Source organism: Streptomyces alboniger (assembly GCF_008704395.1).
In the GTDB taxonomy this organism is placed as follows: domain Bacteria; phylum Actinomycetota; class Actinomycetes; order Streptomycetales; family Streptomycetaceae; genus Streptomyces; species Streptomyces alboniger.
In genome coordinates this window covers 1,329,793-1,346,355 of record NZ_CP023695.1, presented here as the reverse complement: position 1 = coordinate 1,346,355, position 16,563 = coordinate 1,329,793, and the positions used below count along the sequence as shown (strand labels likewise).

The 16,563-nt window shown below is 72.5% G+C and carries 12 protein-coding genes, 1 tRNA gene and 1 pseudogene; 10 read left to right on the top strand and 4 right to left on the bottom strand.

Annotation, left to right across the window (positions count from 1 at the left end; translation table 11 throughout):
- Positions 1-14 precede the first annotated feature (14 nt).
- Positions 15-2,492, bottom strand: a complete 2,478-nt coding sequence (locus tag CP975_RS05740) for an SCO7613 C-terminal domain-containing membrane protein (protein ID WP_055536048.1) — start codon at positions 2,490-2,492, stop codon at positions 15-17.
- A gap of 102 nt (positions 2,493-2,594) precedes the next feature.
- On the opposite strand from CP975_RS05740, the gene CP975_RS05735 reads away from it, so the two are divergent.
- Positions 2,595-3,041 carry an SRPBCC family protein gene (locus tag CP975_RS05735; protein ID WP_055536049.1) on the top strand — a complete coding sequence of 149 codons (447 nt, stop codon included), beginning with the start codon at positions 2,595-2,597 and terminating at the stop codon, positions 3,039-3,041.
- Between the two features lie 39 nt (positions 3,042-3,080).
- Positions 3,081-3,152, top strand: a tRNA-Val gene (locus CP975_RS05730).
- A gap of 106 nt (positions 3,153-3,258) precedes the next feature.
- On the opposite strand, the gene CP975_RS05725 is transcribed toward CP975_RS05730, so the two are convergent.
- Positions 3,259-3,984 (bottom strand): 3'-5' exonuclease, encoded by a 726-nt coding sequence (locus tag CP975_RS05725; RefSeq protein WP_055536050.1) that lies wholly within the window; start codon positions 3,982-3,984, stop codon positions 3,259-3,261.
- Positions 3,985-4,150: 166 nt separating this feature from the next.
- Here CP975_RS05725 and CP975_RS05720 point away from each other — a divergent pair, with 166 nt between their 5' ends.
- The 4 genes from CP975_RS05720 to CP975_RS05705 all read left to right on the top strand — a co-directional run bounded on the left by CP975_RS05720 (position 4,151) and on the right by CP975_RS05705 (position 8,714).
- The gene (locus CP975_RS05720; protein WP_055536051.1) at positions 4,151-4,717 is read left to right on the top strand and encodes a DUF4365 domain-containing protein; all 567 of its coding nucleotides are present in this window, start codon (positions 4,151-4,153) and stop codon (positions 4,715-4,717) included.
- A 1-nt stretch (position 4,718) separates the two neighbouring features.
- A complete protein-coding gene (locus CP975_RS05715; protein ID WP_055536052.1) occupies positions 4,719-5,939 on the top strand; it encodes a hypothetical protein in 1,221 nt (406 codons plus the stop codon).
- Positions 5,940-6,096: 157 nt separating this feature from the next.
- Complete coding sequence (gene thrS / locus CP975_RS05710; protein WP_150476627.1) at positions 6,097-8,076, top strand: threonine--tRNA ligase; 1,980 nt, start codon at positions 6,097-6,099, stop codon at positions 8,074-8,076.
- A gap of 77 nt (positions 8,077-8,153) precedes the next feature.
- Positions 8,154-8,714 carry an HIT family protein gene (locus CP975_RS05705; RefSeq protein WP_150476626.1) on the top strand — a complete coding sequence of 187 codons (561 nt, stop codon included), beginning with the start codon at positions 8,154-8,156 and terminating at the stop codon, positions 8,712-8,714.
- Positions 8,715-8,728: 14 nt separating this feature from the next.
- Here CP975_RS05705 and CP975_RS05700 read toward each other — a convergent pair whose 3' ends face one another.
- A complete protein-coding gene (locus CP975_RS05700; RefSeq protein ID WP_150476625.1) occupies positions 8,729-10,384 on the bottom strand; it encodes a hypothetical protein in 1,656 nt (551 codons plus the stop codon).
- Between the two features lie 202 nt (positions 10,385-10,586).
- Complete coding sequence (locus CP975_RS05695) at positions 10,587-12,794, bottom strand: elongation factor G-like protein EF-G2 (protein ID WP_055526681.1); 2,208 nt, start codon at positions 12,792-12,794, stop codon at positions 10,587-10,589.
- A gap of 201 nt (positions 12,795-12,995) precedes the next feature.
- Between CP975_RS05695 and pgsA the strand changes: the two are divergent.
- The 4 genes and pseudogenes from pgsA to CP975_RS05675 all read left to right on the top strand — a co-directional run bounded on the left by pgsA (position 12,996) and on the right by CP975_RS05675 (position 16,429).
- Positions 12,996-13,714 (top strand): annotated as a pseudogene (gene pgsA / locus CP975_RS05690) (phosphatidylinositol phosphate synthase).
- Positions 13,711-14,631 (top strand): phosphatidylinositol mannoside acyltransferase, encoded by a 921-nt coding sequence (locus CP975_RS05685; RefSeq protein ID WP_055526676.1) that lies wholly within the window; start codon positions 13,711-13,713, stop codon positions 14,629-14,631. The pseudogene pgsA and the gene CP975_RS05685 overlap by 4 nt, the downstream one beginning before the upstream one ends.
- Entirely contained in the window at positions 14,628-15,788 is a 1,161-nt protein-coding gene (locus CP975_RS05680) for a glycosyltransferase family 4 protein (protein ID WP_055526674.1), read from the top strand. Before CP975_RS05685 ends, CP975_RS05680 begins: the two co-directional genes overlap by 4 nt.
- A 95-nt stretch (positions 15,789-15,883) precedes the next feature.
- The gene (locus tag CP975_RS05675; protein WP_030787140.1) at positions 15,884-16,429 is read left to right on the top strand and encodes a hypothetical protein; all 546 of its coding nucleotides are present in this window, start codon (positions 15,884-15,886) and stop codon (positions 16,427-16,429) included.
- The last annotated feature ends 134 nt before the right edge of the window (positions 16,430-16,563 follow it).

Genomic DNA, 16,563 nt, shown 5'->3' with positions numbered 1-16,563 from the left:
GTGACGGCCTGTTGTCAGTGCATTCGGCCGAGCGCATTCCGGAACCGGCGTGCGTCGCGCAGCCGTTGCTCGTACGTCGCCCCGACGGCGAGGAGCAGCAGACCCGCGAGGGCCGGCGGCAGCCAGCGGGGCAGCGCGCCGGTCACCTGCACGATGTACGGGGCCAGTTCGTGCAGCGCGTCCAGGGCGAGCACCACGCCGCCGAGGACCAGCGGAGCGCGCAGCCGGTGCCGGGCGCCCGCCAGGGTCAGCGCGAGGGCCGCGACGCCGAGCAGCAGCGGGCGCTGCCAGTGCGGGTCGCCCCAGGCGGCGGCGAGGCTCGGCAGCAGCGTCGCGGCGAGGCCGGGGCCGTACGCCGTCCAGGAGGAGACCTCGGGATCGCGGCGCCTGCGCAGCAGGCCGATGAGCAGCGCGGGGACGGTGGCCGGCAGGGTGTACGCCTCCGGTGCCGTGACTTCCCAGGCGGCGAGGCGGACCCAGCTCGCCAGGAGGAACAGGGCGCCCGACGCGTATGCCACGGCGTGGCGGTCGGGGCGGAGCGCGGTACCCGCCGCGATGAGCCCGGCGAGGGCCAGCGCGAGCGCGAAGGTGGGGGCGTGGCCCACGGTGAGGGTGACGGCGAGAGTGCCGGAAGCGGCCGCCATGATCTCCACGGGCAGGGTCAGATGGTGCCGCCCCAGGCGCGCCGCGGCGCACGCGGCCAGCGCGGGGACGGCCAGGCTGACCAGTCCGACGTGCCCCGGACGCAGCCCACCGGCGGCACCCGCGGCGCAGGCGAACGCGGTGGCGTACGTGAGGGCCGCGCAGGCCGTGAGTACGGCGGCGCCCGCGGGTGCCCCGCGCGGGCGGAGGGTCAGCTGGACGCAGACCGCCAGGAACAGGGCCGTGAGCGCGCCGAGGGCGGCGAGAGTCGCGGTCTCGGTGGCCAGGGCGAGGAACGCGACGCTCACCGAGGAGACAAGGGCCAGGACCGCCGCCAGCAGGGCTTGCCCACCGGACACGGCACGGCCGACGACGGCGAGCAGAGCGGCGACCACCATGACGTGGGCCGACACCCCGACGGCGTACGGAAGCCCGAGCCCGGCCGGCAGGGCGACGACGGCGGCCCAGACGAGGGCGGGTGCGCCATAACGGGCGAGATTCCGGACCGCGCCGCCGAGTTGGCCCGACGCCGCACCGAGCGGATCGGTGACCGCACCGAGCCTGCTGGCCGCCGGGCCGGGCCCGCCGACCGGCACTCCGAGCAGGCCGGGAGCCACAAGCAGCGTCCCCGCGACCAGGGCGAGGGCCAGAGGGGCCAGGAGCGGGTGGGGCAGGGGCAGTTCGGTGAGCAAGGCGGCGCGGGTGTCCTGCGGAGCGGTCGACCAGGGGCGGGTGGCCCACCCGACCGGGGCGAGCAGGGCCATGGCGGTCACCGGCAGCGCCCACAGCGCCGCGAGGCCCTGCGCCGCGGCCGACGCGGCGACGAGACCCCGTCGCACCGGCCGCGGCAACGCGAGGCGCACAGCCGCCAGGAGCACGATGCCGCACACCAGGTAGCCCGGCACTGCCCATGCCGCGGGCAGGGCGGACCGCAGTACTCCGCCGACCGCGGCCACCGTGAGCAGACCCCCCGCGCACGCGGCGCCGGTGGCGACCTGGGGCTCCTTCGCCCGCCACGCCGCTACGAGCGCGATCAGCGCCGCGAACAGGAGGAGGGCGCCCGCGCGTGCCGCCGCTGTCGGATCCGTCGCCAGAGAGGAGAGCCAACCGGCGCTCGCCGCACCCCAGAGGCCCAGCGCGCAACCGCCCACCAGCGCCACGAACCGCACGGACCTGACGGTCGTCCACAGCGCGAGCGCGGTGTCGAACGCCGCCGTCACGAGCAGCGCGGCCGTCATCGCGTGATCACCCGCCTGCACGGCTCCCGCCCAGAGGACCAGAGGGAGTTGGGCCGTGGCCACCGCCGTCGGCAGCGGCAGACGCAGTCCGCCGAGGAGCAGGCCGTACCCCGCCCACAGGGTGGCGAGAACCGCCGACGTGCCGGCCGCGTAGGCGAGGGCGTCCATGTCCGGCAGCGCCAGGTAGCGCAGCGCGTACGCGTCGAGGACGGTCAGCGCGAGCGCCAGGCCCGCCACCGCCTCCGCCGTCGAGCGCAACGAGCGCCGCAGCAGGAGCGCGGGGGCGCCCAGCGCCACCAGGGTCACCGCCCCGAGGGCCGCGCCGCGTCCGCCGATGCCCAAGTGGCCCCAGCTCACCACCGTGAAGGCGATCGCCGCGATGGTCAGCAGGACGCCGCCCAGTGTCAGCAGGACGTTCTGCGCGCTCGGCGGCGCGGCACCGGGGCCGGGCGGCCCGGCCGGGCGAGGGGGCGGCCCGGCCGGGCCCGCCGCGTGCAGGACCCCGAGCAGCCAGGCACGGCGCCGCAGCAACTGCGTCCGGCGCGACTCCAGTTGGCGCAGCTCCCAGTCGAGGAGGCGCAGCTCCTCGGCCGGTGGCGGAATGTTCGTCATGCCTCAGGAGTGTGGTCCGCGCCACCCCGTACGGCATCGGCGCGGATACTCAGGACGTACTCAGATCCGGTGCGCCCGACGCACACCGGGCAGACTCGTCCCATGAACTGGTGCCACTACCGCTTCCGCAGTCTCTGGGACCTCCCCGGCACACCCGCCGAGGTCTATGCCGTCCTGGAGCGCGTCGAGGACTATCCGTTGTGGTGGCCGCAGGTGCGCGAGGCGACACCGGCCGGCGGCCGCAGCGGCATCGCCCGCTTCCGGTCCTTCCTTCCGTACGACCTTCACGTCACCGCACACGAGCGCCGCCGCGATCCCGGGGCAGGCGTCCTGGAGATCGCCATGACCGGCGACCTGGACGGCTGGGCCCGCTGGACGGTCGGACCCGGGCCGAGAGGGACGCTGGCCCGCTACGACCAGGAGGTCGAGGTGCGACGGCCCCTGCTGCGGCGCCTCGCCGTCCCCGGCAGACCCGTGTTCCTGCTCAACCACGCCCTGATGATGCGCGCGGGGCGCCGAGGCCTCACGGCGTATCTGGAAGCGGTTTGAAGGAAGGGCGCCCGGACCTGTATTGTTCAGTGCGTTCCCGGGCGATTAGCTCAGTGGGAGAGCGCTTCGTTCACACCGAAGAGGTCACTGGTTCGAACCCAGTATCGCCCACCCGGAGAATGCCGGTCCGTCAGCAGACGGACCGGTTTTTTCTTGGCCGCGCGCCAACTGCCCGAGCCCGCGCGCCACCCCGCCGCTGCCCGCGCGCCGCCGACGCTCAGGCGGCCGCCCGCAGTTCGGGACGCAGCGGCCACGCCGGGTCCACCGCCTCCGGTGCGCCGCTCTTCGCGAACCATGCCTGGAGGCCGCGCGCCTGCGCCGCGTGCCACACGGCCTGCAACGTATGCAGCTCGGCCGGCGAGAGCCGCTCCAGGCGGGCCGCGAAACGGCGCCCCACCGCACGTACGACATCGAGCGCGGCCTGCGCGTCCGCCGCCGCGTCATGGGCCTCCGCCAGCTCCACCTCGTAGTGCGCGCACAGGTCGGTGAGCGTGCGGCGCCCCTTGCGGTAGCGGTCGAGCTGCTTGTCCAGGACCCGCGGATCGATCACACAGAGGGACGAGCCCTCCATGTAGCGGCTCAGCGACGAGGCGCGGTGCCTGCGCAGCTCCCGGTCCAGGAGGGTCAGGTCGAACGGCGCGTTCATCACCACGATCGGCCGTCCCGCCGCGCCCTGTTCGGCCAGATCGCGCGCTATCTCCTCCATCACCGGCGCGGGCCAGCGGCCGTTGCGCTGAAGGTGATCCTCCGTCAGCCCGTGTACCGCGGTGGCCTCCTCGGGCACCGGAACGCCCGGGTTCACCAGCCAGCGGGTGATGCGCGGACGGGTCCCCGCGCCCTGCTGGACGACGACGGCGGCCGACACGATCCGGTCGGTCTCGACGTCGACGCCTGTGGTCTCCGTATCGAATGCGGCCAAGGGCCCCTCGTACCAGCACGTCATGGTGACGCAACTCCTCGATCAGTTCCGGCAGATGACGTCGGTCCCTGCCCACGCTGGTGATACCCGGGCCGTTTGCGCTGTACGCGGCTCGGAGACAACAGAGGTACGGGGCCTTGGCATTGACGGCCCGAGCGGGGAACTACCGGGTTCGGAAGGCTAGTTGGACATGGCGCTCGCGCGGCCCGAACAGGGTGGGCTGCTGCCCGAGCGGATCGCACCGCCGCGCGGCACACTCGCCACCACCGCCTGTATGGAGACCCTCCAGGTGGGCTACCTGCACGCCGTGGCGGCCGCCGCGGGATGCTCCCTCTCCCAGCCCTTTCCGGACAACGGCATCGACTGGCACGTCAGCCACAGCGCCCCCGGGCACACGGTCGACGACGAGGTCACCATCAAGGTCCAGCTGAAGTGCACGTACCAGATACCGCCGAATCCGGCGGCGCCCACCTTCTCCTTCACGCTCGACAACGCGCACCTGGAGAAGCTCGCCCGCACACCGGTCTCGGTCCACAAGATCCTCGTCGTGATGCTCGTGCCCCGGTCGCAGGACGACTGGCTGCGCGCCGGCCACGACCGGCTCGACCTGCGGCACTGCTGCTACTGGACCAACCTCGCCGGACACCCGGTGACCGGCCGACGCAGGACCACCGTGCGCATCCCGACCTCGCGGATCTTCGACGACCGCGCGCTCTGCGAGATCATGACGCGGGTCGGAACGGGAGGGAGACCCTGAGATGCACCGCCCCCACGACGAGCCCGCGCCTCCCGTCCGTCCGCACCCCGCCCCCTCGGCGAGCCCGTGGGCGCGGCCGCCCGAGCCCGGCACGGTCGACCCCGCGGTGCTCGGCGCACTGCTCGCCCGGCACGGCTGGCAGCGGCGCGGGGGAGCCCCCGGCCGCTACGCCCGGTGGACGCCGCCCGGACCCGGCGGCAACGGCACCAGCCTCCTCGTACCCGAGAGCCGCGCCTTCCCCGACTGCGACGACCTGATCGGCGAGGTCCTCGTCGCCCTCTCCCGCAGCGCCTCCCCGGCCGCCCGCGACGTGCTCGTCGGGCTCGCCGTGCCCAGCGACGAGATCCGCTGGTGGCGCGACGTGCCGACGGGACCCGCCGGGGCGGCGACCTGGCCGGTGGAGGAGCGGCTGCGCTCGGCGGCCCGGCAGATGCTGCTCGCCGGGGCGCTCGCCGCGCGCGGCCGCGCCGGGTACTACGGGGCGCGGCACCGCGGGCCCGCCACCGCGGCCCTGGAGGACGTCCTGGTCGGACCCGCGCCCGGCGGGCGCAGGCTCACCGCCTTCGTGCCCGTGACGAACGGGCGGCCGCTCGCGGTCCGACTGCACCAGGCGCTGTACGCCGCCCGGGAAGCCGTCGACTACCAGCGCGCCACCGGCGGCATGGACGCCTTCGACGGCGCGGTCGAGGCGGGCGTCAGCCACGAGCTGACCGAGGCGATCGTGGCCCTGGTGCGCGGCACGGAAGGGGCGCGCGTCGCCGTGGAGTGGGCGCCCGGCGCGGGGGTGCCCGAGGGGTGCGCGGCGCACGCCGAGCCCGTCGAGTTCTCGCCCGGTGACCTCACCGTGCTGCGCGAGGCGGGCGCCCGCTACCTGCGCGACGAGCCGTCGGTGCCGGTGCGGATCACCGGCACCGTGGTGCGGATGCGGCGCTCCTCGCCCCGGGGCGAGGGCGTGGTGCGGCTGCGGGTGATCGCCGGGGCGGAGATCCCGCAGGTGCGGATGGCCCTGGACGAGGACTCCTACCGTGTCGCGGGCCACGCGCATCTGGTCGGTCTGCCGATCCGGGTGCACGGGAGGCTGGAGAGCCGGGGCGGGTTCCGCAGGCTCACCGGGGCGACCGGGGTCGTGCCGGTGCAGGTGGACGAGGCGGACCGGGACCGGCTGATGAAGTCGCTCCAGGAGAACCTCGACTTCTTCGAGGAGGGGTGCGGGACCGACTGAGCGGGGGCGGGGTGCGGGACAGGGCGGACGGCGGGGCGCAGGGCCCGCTTCCGGGCGGCCGGGGATAACCGTTTCGCGGCGGACACCCCCGGCTCGGTACGATCCCTAGTGCGCGCGCATCAGAAAGCGCCGCACCCCCTTCTGCAAGGAGAGACCGGTGTCAGACGTCCGTGTGATCATCCAACGCGATTCCGAGCGGGAAGAGCGCGTGGTGACGACGGGCACTACGGCGGCCGAGCTCTTCGCCGGTGAGCGCACCATCGTCGCCGCCCGCGTGGCCGGCGAGCTGAAGGACCTGGCGTACGCCGTGGCCGACGGCGACGAGATCGAGCCCGTCGAGATCTCCTCCGAGGACGGCCTGGACATCCTGCGCCACTCGACCGCGCACGTCATGGCGCAGGCCGTGCAGGAGCTGTACCCCGACGCCAAGCTGGGCATCGGCCCGCCCATCCGGGACGGCTTCTACTACGACTTCGACGTCAAGGAGCCCTTCACCCCCGAGGACCTCAAGCGCATCGAGAAGAAGATGCAGGAGATCCAGAAGCGGGGCCAGCGCTTCTCGCGCCGCGTCACCAACGACGACGACGCCCGCGTCGAGCTGGCCGACGAGCCGTACAAGCTGGAGCTGATCGGCCTCAAGGGCAACGCGGCGAACGCCGCCGACGGCGCGGACGCCGAGGTCGGCGCCGGCGAGCTGACGATCTACGACAACATCGACGCCAAGACCGGCGAGCTGTGCTGGAAGGACCTCTGCCGAGGCCCGCACCTGCCCACCACCCGGAACATCCCCGCGTTCAAGCTGATGCGTTCCGCCGCCGCCTACTGGCGCGGCAGCGAGAAGAACCCCCAGCTCCAGCGCATCTACGGCACCGCGTGGCCGTCGAAGGACGAGCTGAAGGCGCACCTGGAGTTCCTCGCCGAGGCCGAGAAGCGCGACCACCGCAAGCTCGGCTCCGAGCTGGACCTCTTCTCCTTCCCGGAGGAGATCGGCCCGGGTCTCGCGGTCTTCCACCCCAAGGGCGGCGTGATCCGCAAGGTGATGGAGGACTACTCCCGCAAGCGGCACGAGGACTCGGGCTACGAGTTCGTGAACACCCCGCACATCTCGAAGGAGCAGCTCTTCGAGATCTCCGGGCACCTTCCGCACTACGCCGAGGGCATGTTCCCGCCGATCGAGTTCGACGGGCAGAACTACCGCCTGAAGGCGATGAACTGCCCGATGCACAACCTCATCTTCAAGTCGCGGGGCCGCTCCTACCGCGAACTGCCCCTGCGGCTCTTCGAGTTCGGCACGGTGTACCGCTACGAGAAGTCGGGCGTCGTGCACGGCCTGACCCGCTCGCGCGGCTTCACGCAGGACGACTCGCACATCTACTGCACCAGGGAGCAGATGGCCGAGGAGCTGGACAAGCTCCTCACCTTCGTCCTGGACCTGCTGCGCGACTACGGCCTGAACGAGTTCGAGCTGGAGCTGTCCACCCGCGACGACTCCGACAAGTTCATCGGCTCCGACGAGGACTGGGCGGAGGCCACCGAGGCGCTGCGCCAGGCGGCCGAGAAGCAGGGCCTTCCGCTGGTGCCGGACCCGGGCGGCGCCGCGTACTACGGCCCGAAGATCTCGGTGCAGGCGAAGGACGCGATCGGCCGGTCCTGGCAGATGTCGACCCTCCAGGTGGACTTCAACCAGCCGAAGCGGTTCGGCCTGGAGTACACGGCGGCGGACGGCTCCAAGCAGCAGCCCGTCATGCTGCACCGCGCGCTGTTCGGCTCGATCGAGCGGTTCTTCGGCGTGCTTCTCGAGCACTACGCGGGCGCGTTCCCGGCGTGGCTCGCCCCGGTGCAGGCGATCGGGATCCCGGTCGGCGACGCGCACGTGCCCTACCTCCAGGAGTTCGCCGAGGAGGCCAGGAAGCGCGGGCTGCGGGTCGAGGTGGACGCCTCGTCGGACCGTATGCAGAAGAAGATCCGCAACGCTCAGCGCGGCAAGGTGCCGTTCATGGTCATCGTCGGTGACGACGACATGAACGCGGGCTCGGTGTCGTTCCGCTACCGGGACGGGTCGCAGGAGAACGGGATCGCCCGTGACGAGGCGATCGCGAAGCTCGTCGACGTGGTGGAGCGTCGCGTGCAGGTGTGACGTGGCCCCCGCGGGCGCGGGGAGGTAAGGGGCGGTCCCGTTCGGGGCCGCCCCTCGTCGCGTACTCCCCGGGGAATATGCTGACCACCATGACGAGTGAGCCGGAGCAGCAGATCGGAGTGGGTACGCAGGACGCGTTCCAGCGCCTGTGGACGCCCCACCGGATGGCGTACATCCAGGGCGAGAACAAGCCCACGGGCCCGGGAGCCGACGACGGCTGCCCCTTCTGCTCCATCCCGGCCAAGTCCGACGAGGACGGCCTGGTGATCGCGCGCGGCGAGCAGGTGTACGCGGTGCTGAACCTCTACCCGTACAACGGCGGCCACCTGATGGTCGTCCCCTACCGCCACGTCGCCGACTACACCGACCTGACGGGCCCCGAGACCGCCGAGCTGGGCGAGCTGACCAAGCAGGCGATGACGGCCCTGCGCACCGCGTCCGGCGCGCACGGCTTCAACATCGGCATGAACCAGGGCGCCGTCGCGGGCGCCGGCATCGCCGCGCATCTGCACCAGCACGTCGTCCCGCGCTGGGGCGGCGACACCAACTTCATGCCGGTCGTCGGCCATACGAAGGTGCTGCCGCAGCTGCTCGCCGACACCCGCAAGATGCTCGCCGACGTCTGGCCCGCGAGCTAGCGCCGGCGGAGCCCTTACGCGTCGTACACGTCCGCCTTCCTCGGCATCGGGTCCTGGATCGCCCCGCTGAGGAAGCCGGAACGGGCGCCGAACTTCTCGGTGTTGACGCCGTTCTCCGCGAGGACCTTGATCGCCGCCTGGTGCACCACGCGCAGCACGGGCGTGGCGGCGCGCAGCGCGTCGTCGGCCATGAAGCGGTGCCGCCACGGCTTGTCGGCCCAGGCGTGGCGCAGGCCGAAGGGCTCGGGCAGGACCAGCTTGCCGCCGAGGTGGTCAAGCAGTGGCGGATACCACGTGAAGGGGGCACGGACCGCGAGGCGTACCACCTCGTCGGCGTCGACCAGCGGCAGCTGGCGGTCGACGGTCTCCCAGAACTTGATGGGCTTGCTGACCGTCTTCGTCTTGGGCTCGGGCTTGGTGGTGAACAGGGAGTTGACCGGGCCCAGCGCGTGGCCGGTGACCTCGATGCGCAGCGTCTCGTGCAGCACGGTCACCGTGATGAGCATCGTGATGACCAACTGGCCGTCCCAGAGCGTGAACTGCACGCCCAAATAGTGCCGGTCGCCGCTGCCGAACTGCTGTTCATTACAGATCCGCTGTATCTCATGGCCGCGGATCTGGAAGGCGTCGACGTCCGTGCCGGTGGGGCGGGCCACCGCCTTGGCGTTCTCCCCGATGGGGGACACGATCCAGTGGTTTATCGACGGGGTGGGGAAGCCGCCGGTGTGCAGCGGGCCACGCTCCAGCATGCGGAGCTGGTCGTGCACCGCCCGTATGACGTCCCAGCTGCGGAAGGGGTGGATCTCCTTGCCGTCCTCGGCGGGCACCAGCTCCTCGGCCAGCTGCCAGCTGCCCCAGCGCGTGCCCATGCCCAATATGCCCTTGGGCCCGGCGTAGAAGACGGAGTTGCTCTGCTGCTCCGCGGAGAGCCTGGCCAGGCTCTGGCGCAGCCGTTCGGCGGCCGTCTCGCCGGGGCTGCCCGGCACCGCCTCGGGGATCTTGGCCCCGATGCCGCCGCCCGAGAGCAGGCTCGCCCAGCGCTCGCGCATGTCCCTGGCCGTGCGCTCGGCGATCTGCTTGGCCCAGAACCAGCCCACCACGGGCAGCACGATCGCCGCCCGCAGGTACCACGCCCAGAAGCCGTCGAACGGCAGCTTGAGGAGGGCGAGGGCGGCCAGCACGCCCATGGCGACCAGGACGGCGGTGGCCAGCGCGCCCGCGCGCTTGTTCTCGTTCTTGGCGACCTGGCGTCTGATGGTGAAGACGAGCAGCCAGACGAGCAGGCCGGGCAGGAAGAGCACGCCGCACAGGACCATCACGGCCGTGAGCCAGCTGTCGCGCTCCTTGCGGATGCGGCTCGCCGCGAGGCAGTGCTCCACGACGGACTGCGGCTCGATACCGAAGGACTGGATGAGCGGCTTGCGGCCGCCGCCGAGCATCCGCACCTGCACGGTCCGCGCGAAGGCCTCGCCGAGGCTCGGCTTGAACAGGGACCACATGCCGGGCTTCACCACGGACTTGTGCCACTCGCTGTCGGCCTTCAGGATCTCGTCGACGTCTCCGTCGCGATACGCGGCCGACGCCAGGGCATGTGTCGCCACGGTCTGTCCCGCGGCGCCCGAGAGCGGGACCTGGGCCCCGGGCCTGAAGTCGAATCCATCGTCCGCCACTGCCGCCCCCTCGCCGCGACGCCTTCGCTGCTGCGGCTCTTCCCGACTTCCTTGTCCGGCACACCTGTTGCCGACCGGCGCATCCGTTGATCAGGTCATCAGCGTATCGGGGAGCACCGACATCCGGCAGGGGGCGCCCGGGGTGCCGCCCGCCCGCGCGGGCCGGGCGGGCGGCGATCGTGCGCCGGTTCGGCTCCTTCAACTACGAGGCGGCCCGCGCTTGTTCGCGGATCCGCTCCGACAACTGCGGGGGCATCGGCTCGTGGCGGGCGTACGCCCGGCTGAAGCGCCCGGTGCCCTGGGAGAGTGACCGCAGGTCCACCGCGTACCGGCCGATCTCGATCTCGGGGACCTCCGCCCGTACGAGCGTGCGTCCGCCGGGCGCCTGCTCGGTGCCGACCACCCGGCCGCGGCGCCCGGACAGATCGCTCATGACCGCGCCGACATAGTCGTCGCCGACCAGCACCCGTACCTCGGCGACCGGTTCGAGCAGGTGGATCCTGGCCCCGGCCGCCGCCTCGCGCAGCGCGAGCGCGCCCGCCGTCTGGAACGCGGCGTCGGAGGAGTCCACCGAGTGCGCCTTGCCGTCGAGGAGCGTGACGCGTATGTCGATGAGGGCGTACCCGGCCGCGACGCCCTTCGCCGCCTGCGCGCGGACACCCTTCTCGACGGAGGGGATGAACTGGCGGGGGACCGCGCCGCCGACCACCTTGTCGACGAACTCGATGCCGCTGCCGCCGGGCAGCGGCTCCACCTCGATCTCGCAGATCGCGTACTGGCCGTGCCCGCCGGACTGCTTCACATGGCGTCCGCGCCCCGCGGACCTGTCCGCGAACGTCTCCCGCAGGGTGACCCGGTGCGGTACGACGTCGACCTGTACGCCGTACCGGCTGCGCAGCCGCTCCAGGGCCACGTCGGCGTGCGCCTCGCCCAGGCACCACAGGACCACCTGGTGCGTGTCCTGGTTCTGCTCAAGGCGCATCGTCGGATCCTCGGCCACCAAGCGCGAGAGCCCTTGCGAGAGCTTGTCCTCGTCCGCCTTGCTGTGCGCCTGGATGGCGAGCGGAAGGAGCGGGTCCGGCATGTCCCAGGGCTCCATCAGGAGCGGGTCGTCCTTGCTCGACAGCGTGTCGCCGGTCTCCGCGCGGTGCAGTTTGGCCACGCACGCCATGTCGCCCGCCACACACCGGGTGAGAACGCGCTGCTGCTTGCCGAAGGGGGAGGACAGCGCGCCGACGCGCTCGTCGACGTCGTGGTCCTCGTGGCCCCGGTCCGCCAGGCCGTGGCCGGAGACGTGCACCGTCTCGTCGGGGCGCAGGGTGCCGGAGAAGACGCGTACGAGCGAGATCCGGCCGACGTAGGGGTCGGAGGCGGTCTTGACGACCTCGGCCGCCAGGGGGCCGTCGGGATCGCAGGACAGGGCGGGCCGCGCCTTGCCACCCGGCGTCGTCACCGTCGGCGCGGGGTGTTCCAGCGGGGTGGGGAAGCCGCCCGTGATCAGTTCGAGGAGCTCGACCGTGCCGATGCCCTGGCGGGCGCCCTCCGCGGCCGGGGCGGCGGCGAGCACGGGGTGGAAGATGCCGCGCGCGACGGCCCGTTCCAGGTCGTCCACGAGTGTCTTGAAGTCGATGTCCTCGCCGCTGAGATAGCGGTCCATGAGGGACTCGTCCTCGCTCTCGGCGATGATCCCCTCGATCAGTTTGTTGCGGGCCTCCTCGATCAGCGGCAGCTGGTCGTCGCCCGGCTCGGATTCCTTGCGCTCACCCGACGCGTAGTCGTAGACCCGCCGGGAGAGCAGCCCGATCAGGCCGGTCACCGGCGCGTGCCCGTCCGGGCCCTGCTCACCGTGGAGGGGCAGGTACAGCGGCAGTACGGCGTCCGGGTCGTCGGCGCCGAACGCCTCGGCGCAGTTGCGCGTCATCACGGTGAAGTCCGCGCGGGCCGACTCCAGGTGCGTCACCACGATGGCCCGCGGCATGCCGACCGCCGCGCACTCCTCCCACACCATGCGGGTCGCGCCGGTGACGCCCTCGGCGCCCTCCGCCGCCGAGACGACGAAGAGGGCCGCGTCCGCGGCGCGCAGACCGGCCCTCAGCTCACCGACGAAGTCGGCGTATCCAGGGGTGTCCAGCAGATTGATCTTGATGCCGTCCCATTCGACGGGGACCAGGGACAGCTGCACCGAGCGCTGCTGCCGGTGCTCGATCTCGTCGTAGTCGGAGACGGCGGTGCCGTCCTCGACGCGGCCCGCGCGGTTCACCGCTCCCGCGGTCAGCGCGAGGGCCTCCACCAGGGTCGTCTTGCCCGATCCGCTGTGGCCGACCAGCACCACATTCCGTACGGACGCGGGGTGGTCGGCCGTCGCTGCCCTGCCGGCGGCTCCGGGGTGTGCGTTCGCCTTGTCGCCCATGCCTTGCCTCCCGGTCACGTGCACGATGAGGAGGCTCAGCCCCCTCGGGGATGCTGGCTGCTCGCGGACGCGCGGGGCCCAGTGCGGGGCGGCTCCGACGGCGCCCGTGGTGCTTTCGAGCTTTCCACTCGCGTCACGGTGCGTCCATACGTCGTACGCGATCGTGAGGGGGCGAGCCGGTGCGTCAAGGGCGTGACTACGATGGGTCGGCCGGTGGCCAACGGGGCCACGCGGCGCACCGACCCCTCGGGAAGGCCATGCTGAACAAGTACGCGCGTGCATTCTTCACGCGTGTCCTCACACCGTTCGCCGCGTTTCTCATCCGCCGCGGGGTCAGCCCCGACGCGGTCACCTTCATCGGCACGGCCGGTGTGGTGGCGGGAGCGCTGGTCTTCTTCCCCCGTGGCGAGTTCTTCTGGGGCACGATCGTCATCACCCTGTTCGTCTTCTCCGACCTCGTCGACGGCAACATGGCCCGCCAGCTCGGCCGCTCCAGCCGCTGGGGCGCCTTCCTGGACTCCACGCTCGACCGGGTGGCCGACAGCGCGATCTTCGGCGGCCTCGCCCTCTGGTACGCGGGATCCGGGGACGACAACATCCTCTGCGCCGTCTCCATCTTCTGTCTGGCGAGCGGCCAGGTGGTGTCGTACACCAAGGCGCGCGGCGAGGCGATCGGCCTGCCCGTGGCCGTCAACGGCCTGGTGGAGCGCGCCGAGCGGCTGGTGATCTCGCTGGTCGCCGCGGGCCTCGCCGGGCTGCACAAGTTCGGCGTCCCGGGCATCGACGTCCTGCTGCCCATCGCCCTGTGGATCGTCGCGGTCGGCAGCCTGGTCACCCTCGTGCAGCGCGTCGTGACCGTGCGCCGCGAGGCCGCCGAGGCCGACGCCGCCCCGGACCAGGAGAGTGAGACGGCGCAGTGAAGGACCGACTCACCGACGCGCTGTACGGCCTCGGCTGGAGCACCGTCAAGAAGCTCCCCGAGCCGGTCGCCCAGCGACTCGGCACGACCATCGCCGACGCGGTCTGGAGGCGCCGCGGCAAGGGCGTGCTGCGCCTGGAGTCGAACCTCGCGCGCGTGGTGCCCGACGCCACCCCGGAGCGGCTCGCCCAGCTGTCCAGGGCGGGCATGCGGTCGTACCTGCGCTACTGGATGGAGTCCTTCCGGCTGCCCTCCTGGAGCCGGGAGCGCGTCAGGGACGGCGTCGACGTCACGGGCCAGCACCACCTCACCGACGGGCTCGCCGCCGGCAAGGGCGTCATCGTCGCCCTGCCGCATCTCGGTAACTGGGACCTCGCGGGCGCCTGGGTCACCACGAAGCTCGACATCCCCTTCACGACCGTCGCCGAGAGGCTCAAGCCCGAGACGCTCTACGACCGTTTCGTCGCCTACCGCGAGAGCCTCGGCATGGAGGTCCTCCCGCACACCGGGGGCTCCGCCTTCGGCACGCTGGCCCGGCGGCTGCGCGCGGGTGGTCTCATCTGTCTCGTCGCGGACCGCGATCTGTCGGCCTCCGGAGTCGAGGTGAAGTTCTTCGGAGACACGGCCCGGATGCCCGCGGGACCCGCGATGCTGGCCCAGCAGACCGGCGCCGTGCTCCTGCCCGTGACGCTCTGGTACGACGGCACGCCCGTCATGAAGGGCCGGATCCACCCGCCCGTCGACGTTCCCGAGACAGGCACCCGCGCCGAGAAGACGTCTGTCATGACGCAGGCGCTGGCAGACGCCTTCGCCACCGGCATCGCCGACCACCCGGAGGACTGGCACATGCTCCAGCGACTGTGGCTCGCCGACCTGGAGCCCCGCCCCGGCGGCCCCGCGGCGGGGGAGCCCTCGTGAAGATCGGCATCGTCTGCCCGTACTCCTGGGACGTGCCGGGCGGCGTCCAGTTCCACATCCGCGATCTGGCGGAGCACCTGATCCGCCTCGGACACGAGGTCTCCGTCCTGGCCCCGGCCGACGACGAGACCCCCCTCCCGCCGTACGTCGTCTCGGCGGGCCGGGCCGTCCCCGTGCCGTACAACGGCTCGGTCGCCCGGCTCAACTTCGGCTTCCTGTCGGCCGCGCGGGTCCGCCGCTGGCTGCACGACGGCACCTTCGACGTCATCCACATCCACGAGCCGACGTCGCCGTCGCTCGGGCTGCTCACCTGCTGGGCGGCGCAGGGCCCGATCGTCGCGACGTTCCACACGTCCAACCCGCGCTCCCGGGCCATGATCGCCGCGTACCCGATCCTCCAGCCCGCCCTGGAGAAGATCAGCGCCCGCATCGCCGTCAGCGAGTACGCGCGCCGGACCCTCGTGGAGCACCTGGGCGGCGACGCGGTCGTCATCCCCAACGGCGTCGACGTCGACTTCTTCGCCAAGGCCGAGCCCAAGCCCGAGTGGCAGGGGGAGACCATCGGCTTCATCGGCCGCATCGACGAGCCCCGCAAGGGACTCCCGGTCCTGATGAAGGCGCTGCCGCAGATCTTCGCCGAGCGGCCGAACGCCCGTCTCCTCGTCGCCGGGCGCGGCGACGAGGAGGAGGCGGTGGCCTCGCTCCCGGACGAGCTGCGCTCCCGCGTGGAGTTCCTCGGCATGGTCAGCGACGAGGACAAGGCGCGGCTGCTGAGGAGCGTCGACCTGTACGTCGCTCCGAACACCGGCGGCGAGAGCTTCGGGATCATCCTCGTCGAGGCGATGTCCGCCGGCGCGCCCGTGCTCGCCAGCGACCTGGACGCCTTCGCGCAGGTGCTCGACCAGGGTGCGGCGGGCGAGCTGTTCGGCAACGAGGACGCGGAGTCCCTCGCCAAGGCGGCGGTACGCCTCCTCGCCGACCCCGAGCGCCGTGAGGGGCTGCGGGAGCGCGGCAGCGCGCACGTGCGGCGCTTCGACTGGTCGACCGTCGGCGCGGACATCCTCGCGGTGTACGAGACGGTGACGGACGGCGCGGCCTCGGTCGCGGAGGACGAGCGGTCGGGTCTTCGGGCGCGGTTCGGGCTCACTCGTACCTGAGGGTCCGCCGCGGACGGGGGCCCTGGGGCGCCTCGGGCCGCATCGGGGTGCCCGGTGGTGAACCGGTGGGCGCGGGGCGACTAGCCTGAGCGTCCGTGACCTCCACCTTGATCTGGATCGCGGTAGCCCTCCTGGCGATCGGCCTCTATCTGAGCTGGACCGCCGGGCGGCTCGACCGGCTGCACGCGCGGATCGACGCCTCGCGCGCCGCTCTCGACGCGCAGCTGCTGCGCCGCGCCTCGGTCGCCCAGGAGCTGGCCACCTCGGGGGTGCTCGACCCCGCCGCCTCGATCGTGCTCTACGAGGCGGCGCACGCGGCCCGGCAGGCGGAGGAGGAGCAGCGCGAGGTCGCGGAGAGCGAGCTGAGCCAGGCGCTGCGGGCCATCTTCGGTGAGATCCAGCAGGTCGAGGCGGTACGCGAAGCTCCGGGCGGGGACGAGGCGGCCACCGAACTGGCGGCGTCCGTGCGCCGGGTGCCGATGGCCCGCCGCTTCCACAACGACTCCGTACGCGCGGCCCGTGCCCTGCGCAGGCACCGCAAGGTCCGCTGGTTCCGCCTCGCGGGACACGCGCCGTTCCCGATGGCCTTCGAGATGGACGACGAGCCGCCGGTGGCGCTGGCCGACCGGGCCGGTTCTTAGCGGGGCCGGGCGATCCGGCGCCGGTCAGCGGTGTGACCTGCGCGTCCGCGCCTGGCCGCCGAGCCCGGCACGGACCAGGCGCGTCCCGGAAAATGAGCCACCGGTCAACCATTGGCCCTTGCTGTGGCCTGGTA

Bases quoted from the DNA above. Each gene is read 5' to 3' on its own strand.
- CP975_RS05705 (WP_150476626.1), top strand. From the start codon at position 8,154: ATGCTGACCACCATGACGAGTGAGCCGGAGCAGCAGATCGGAGTGGGT.
- CP975_RS05735 (WP_055536049.1), top strand. From the start codon at position 2,595: ATGAACTGGTGCCACTACCGCTTCCGCAGTCTCTGGGACCTCCCCGGC.
- CP975_RS05725 (WP_055536050.1), bottom strand. From the start codon at position 3,984: ATGACGTGCTGGTACGAGGGGCCCTTGGCCGCATTCGATACGGAGACC.
- CP975_RS05720 (WP_055536051.1), top strand. From the start codon at position 4,151: ATGGCGCTCGCGCGGCCCGAACAGGGTGGGCTGCTGCCCGAGCGGATC.
- CP975_RS05715 (WP_055536052.1), top strand. From the start codon at position 4,719: ATGCACCGCCCCCACGACGAGCCCGCGCCTCCCGTCCGTCCGCACCCC.
- CP975_RS05695 (WP_055526681.1), bottom strand. From the start codon at position 12,794: ATGGGCGACAAGGCGAACGCACACCCCGGAGCCGCCGGCAGGGCAGCG.
- CP975_RS05740 (WP_055536048.1), bottom strand. From the start codon at position 2,492: ATGACGAACATTCCGCCACCGGCCGAGGAGCTGCGCCTCCTCGACTGG.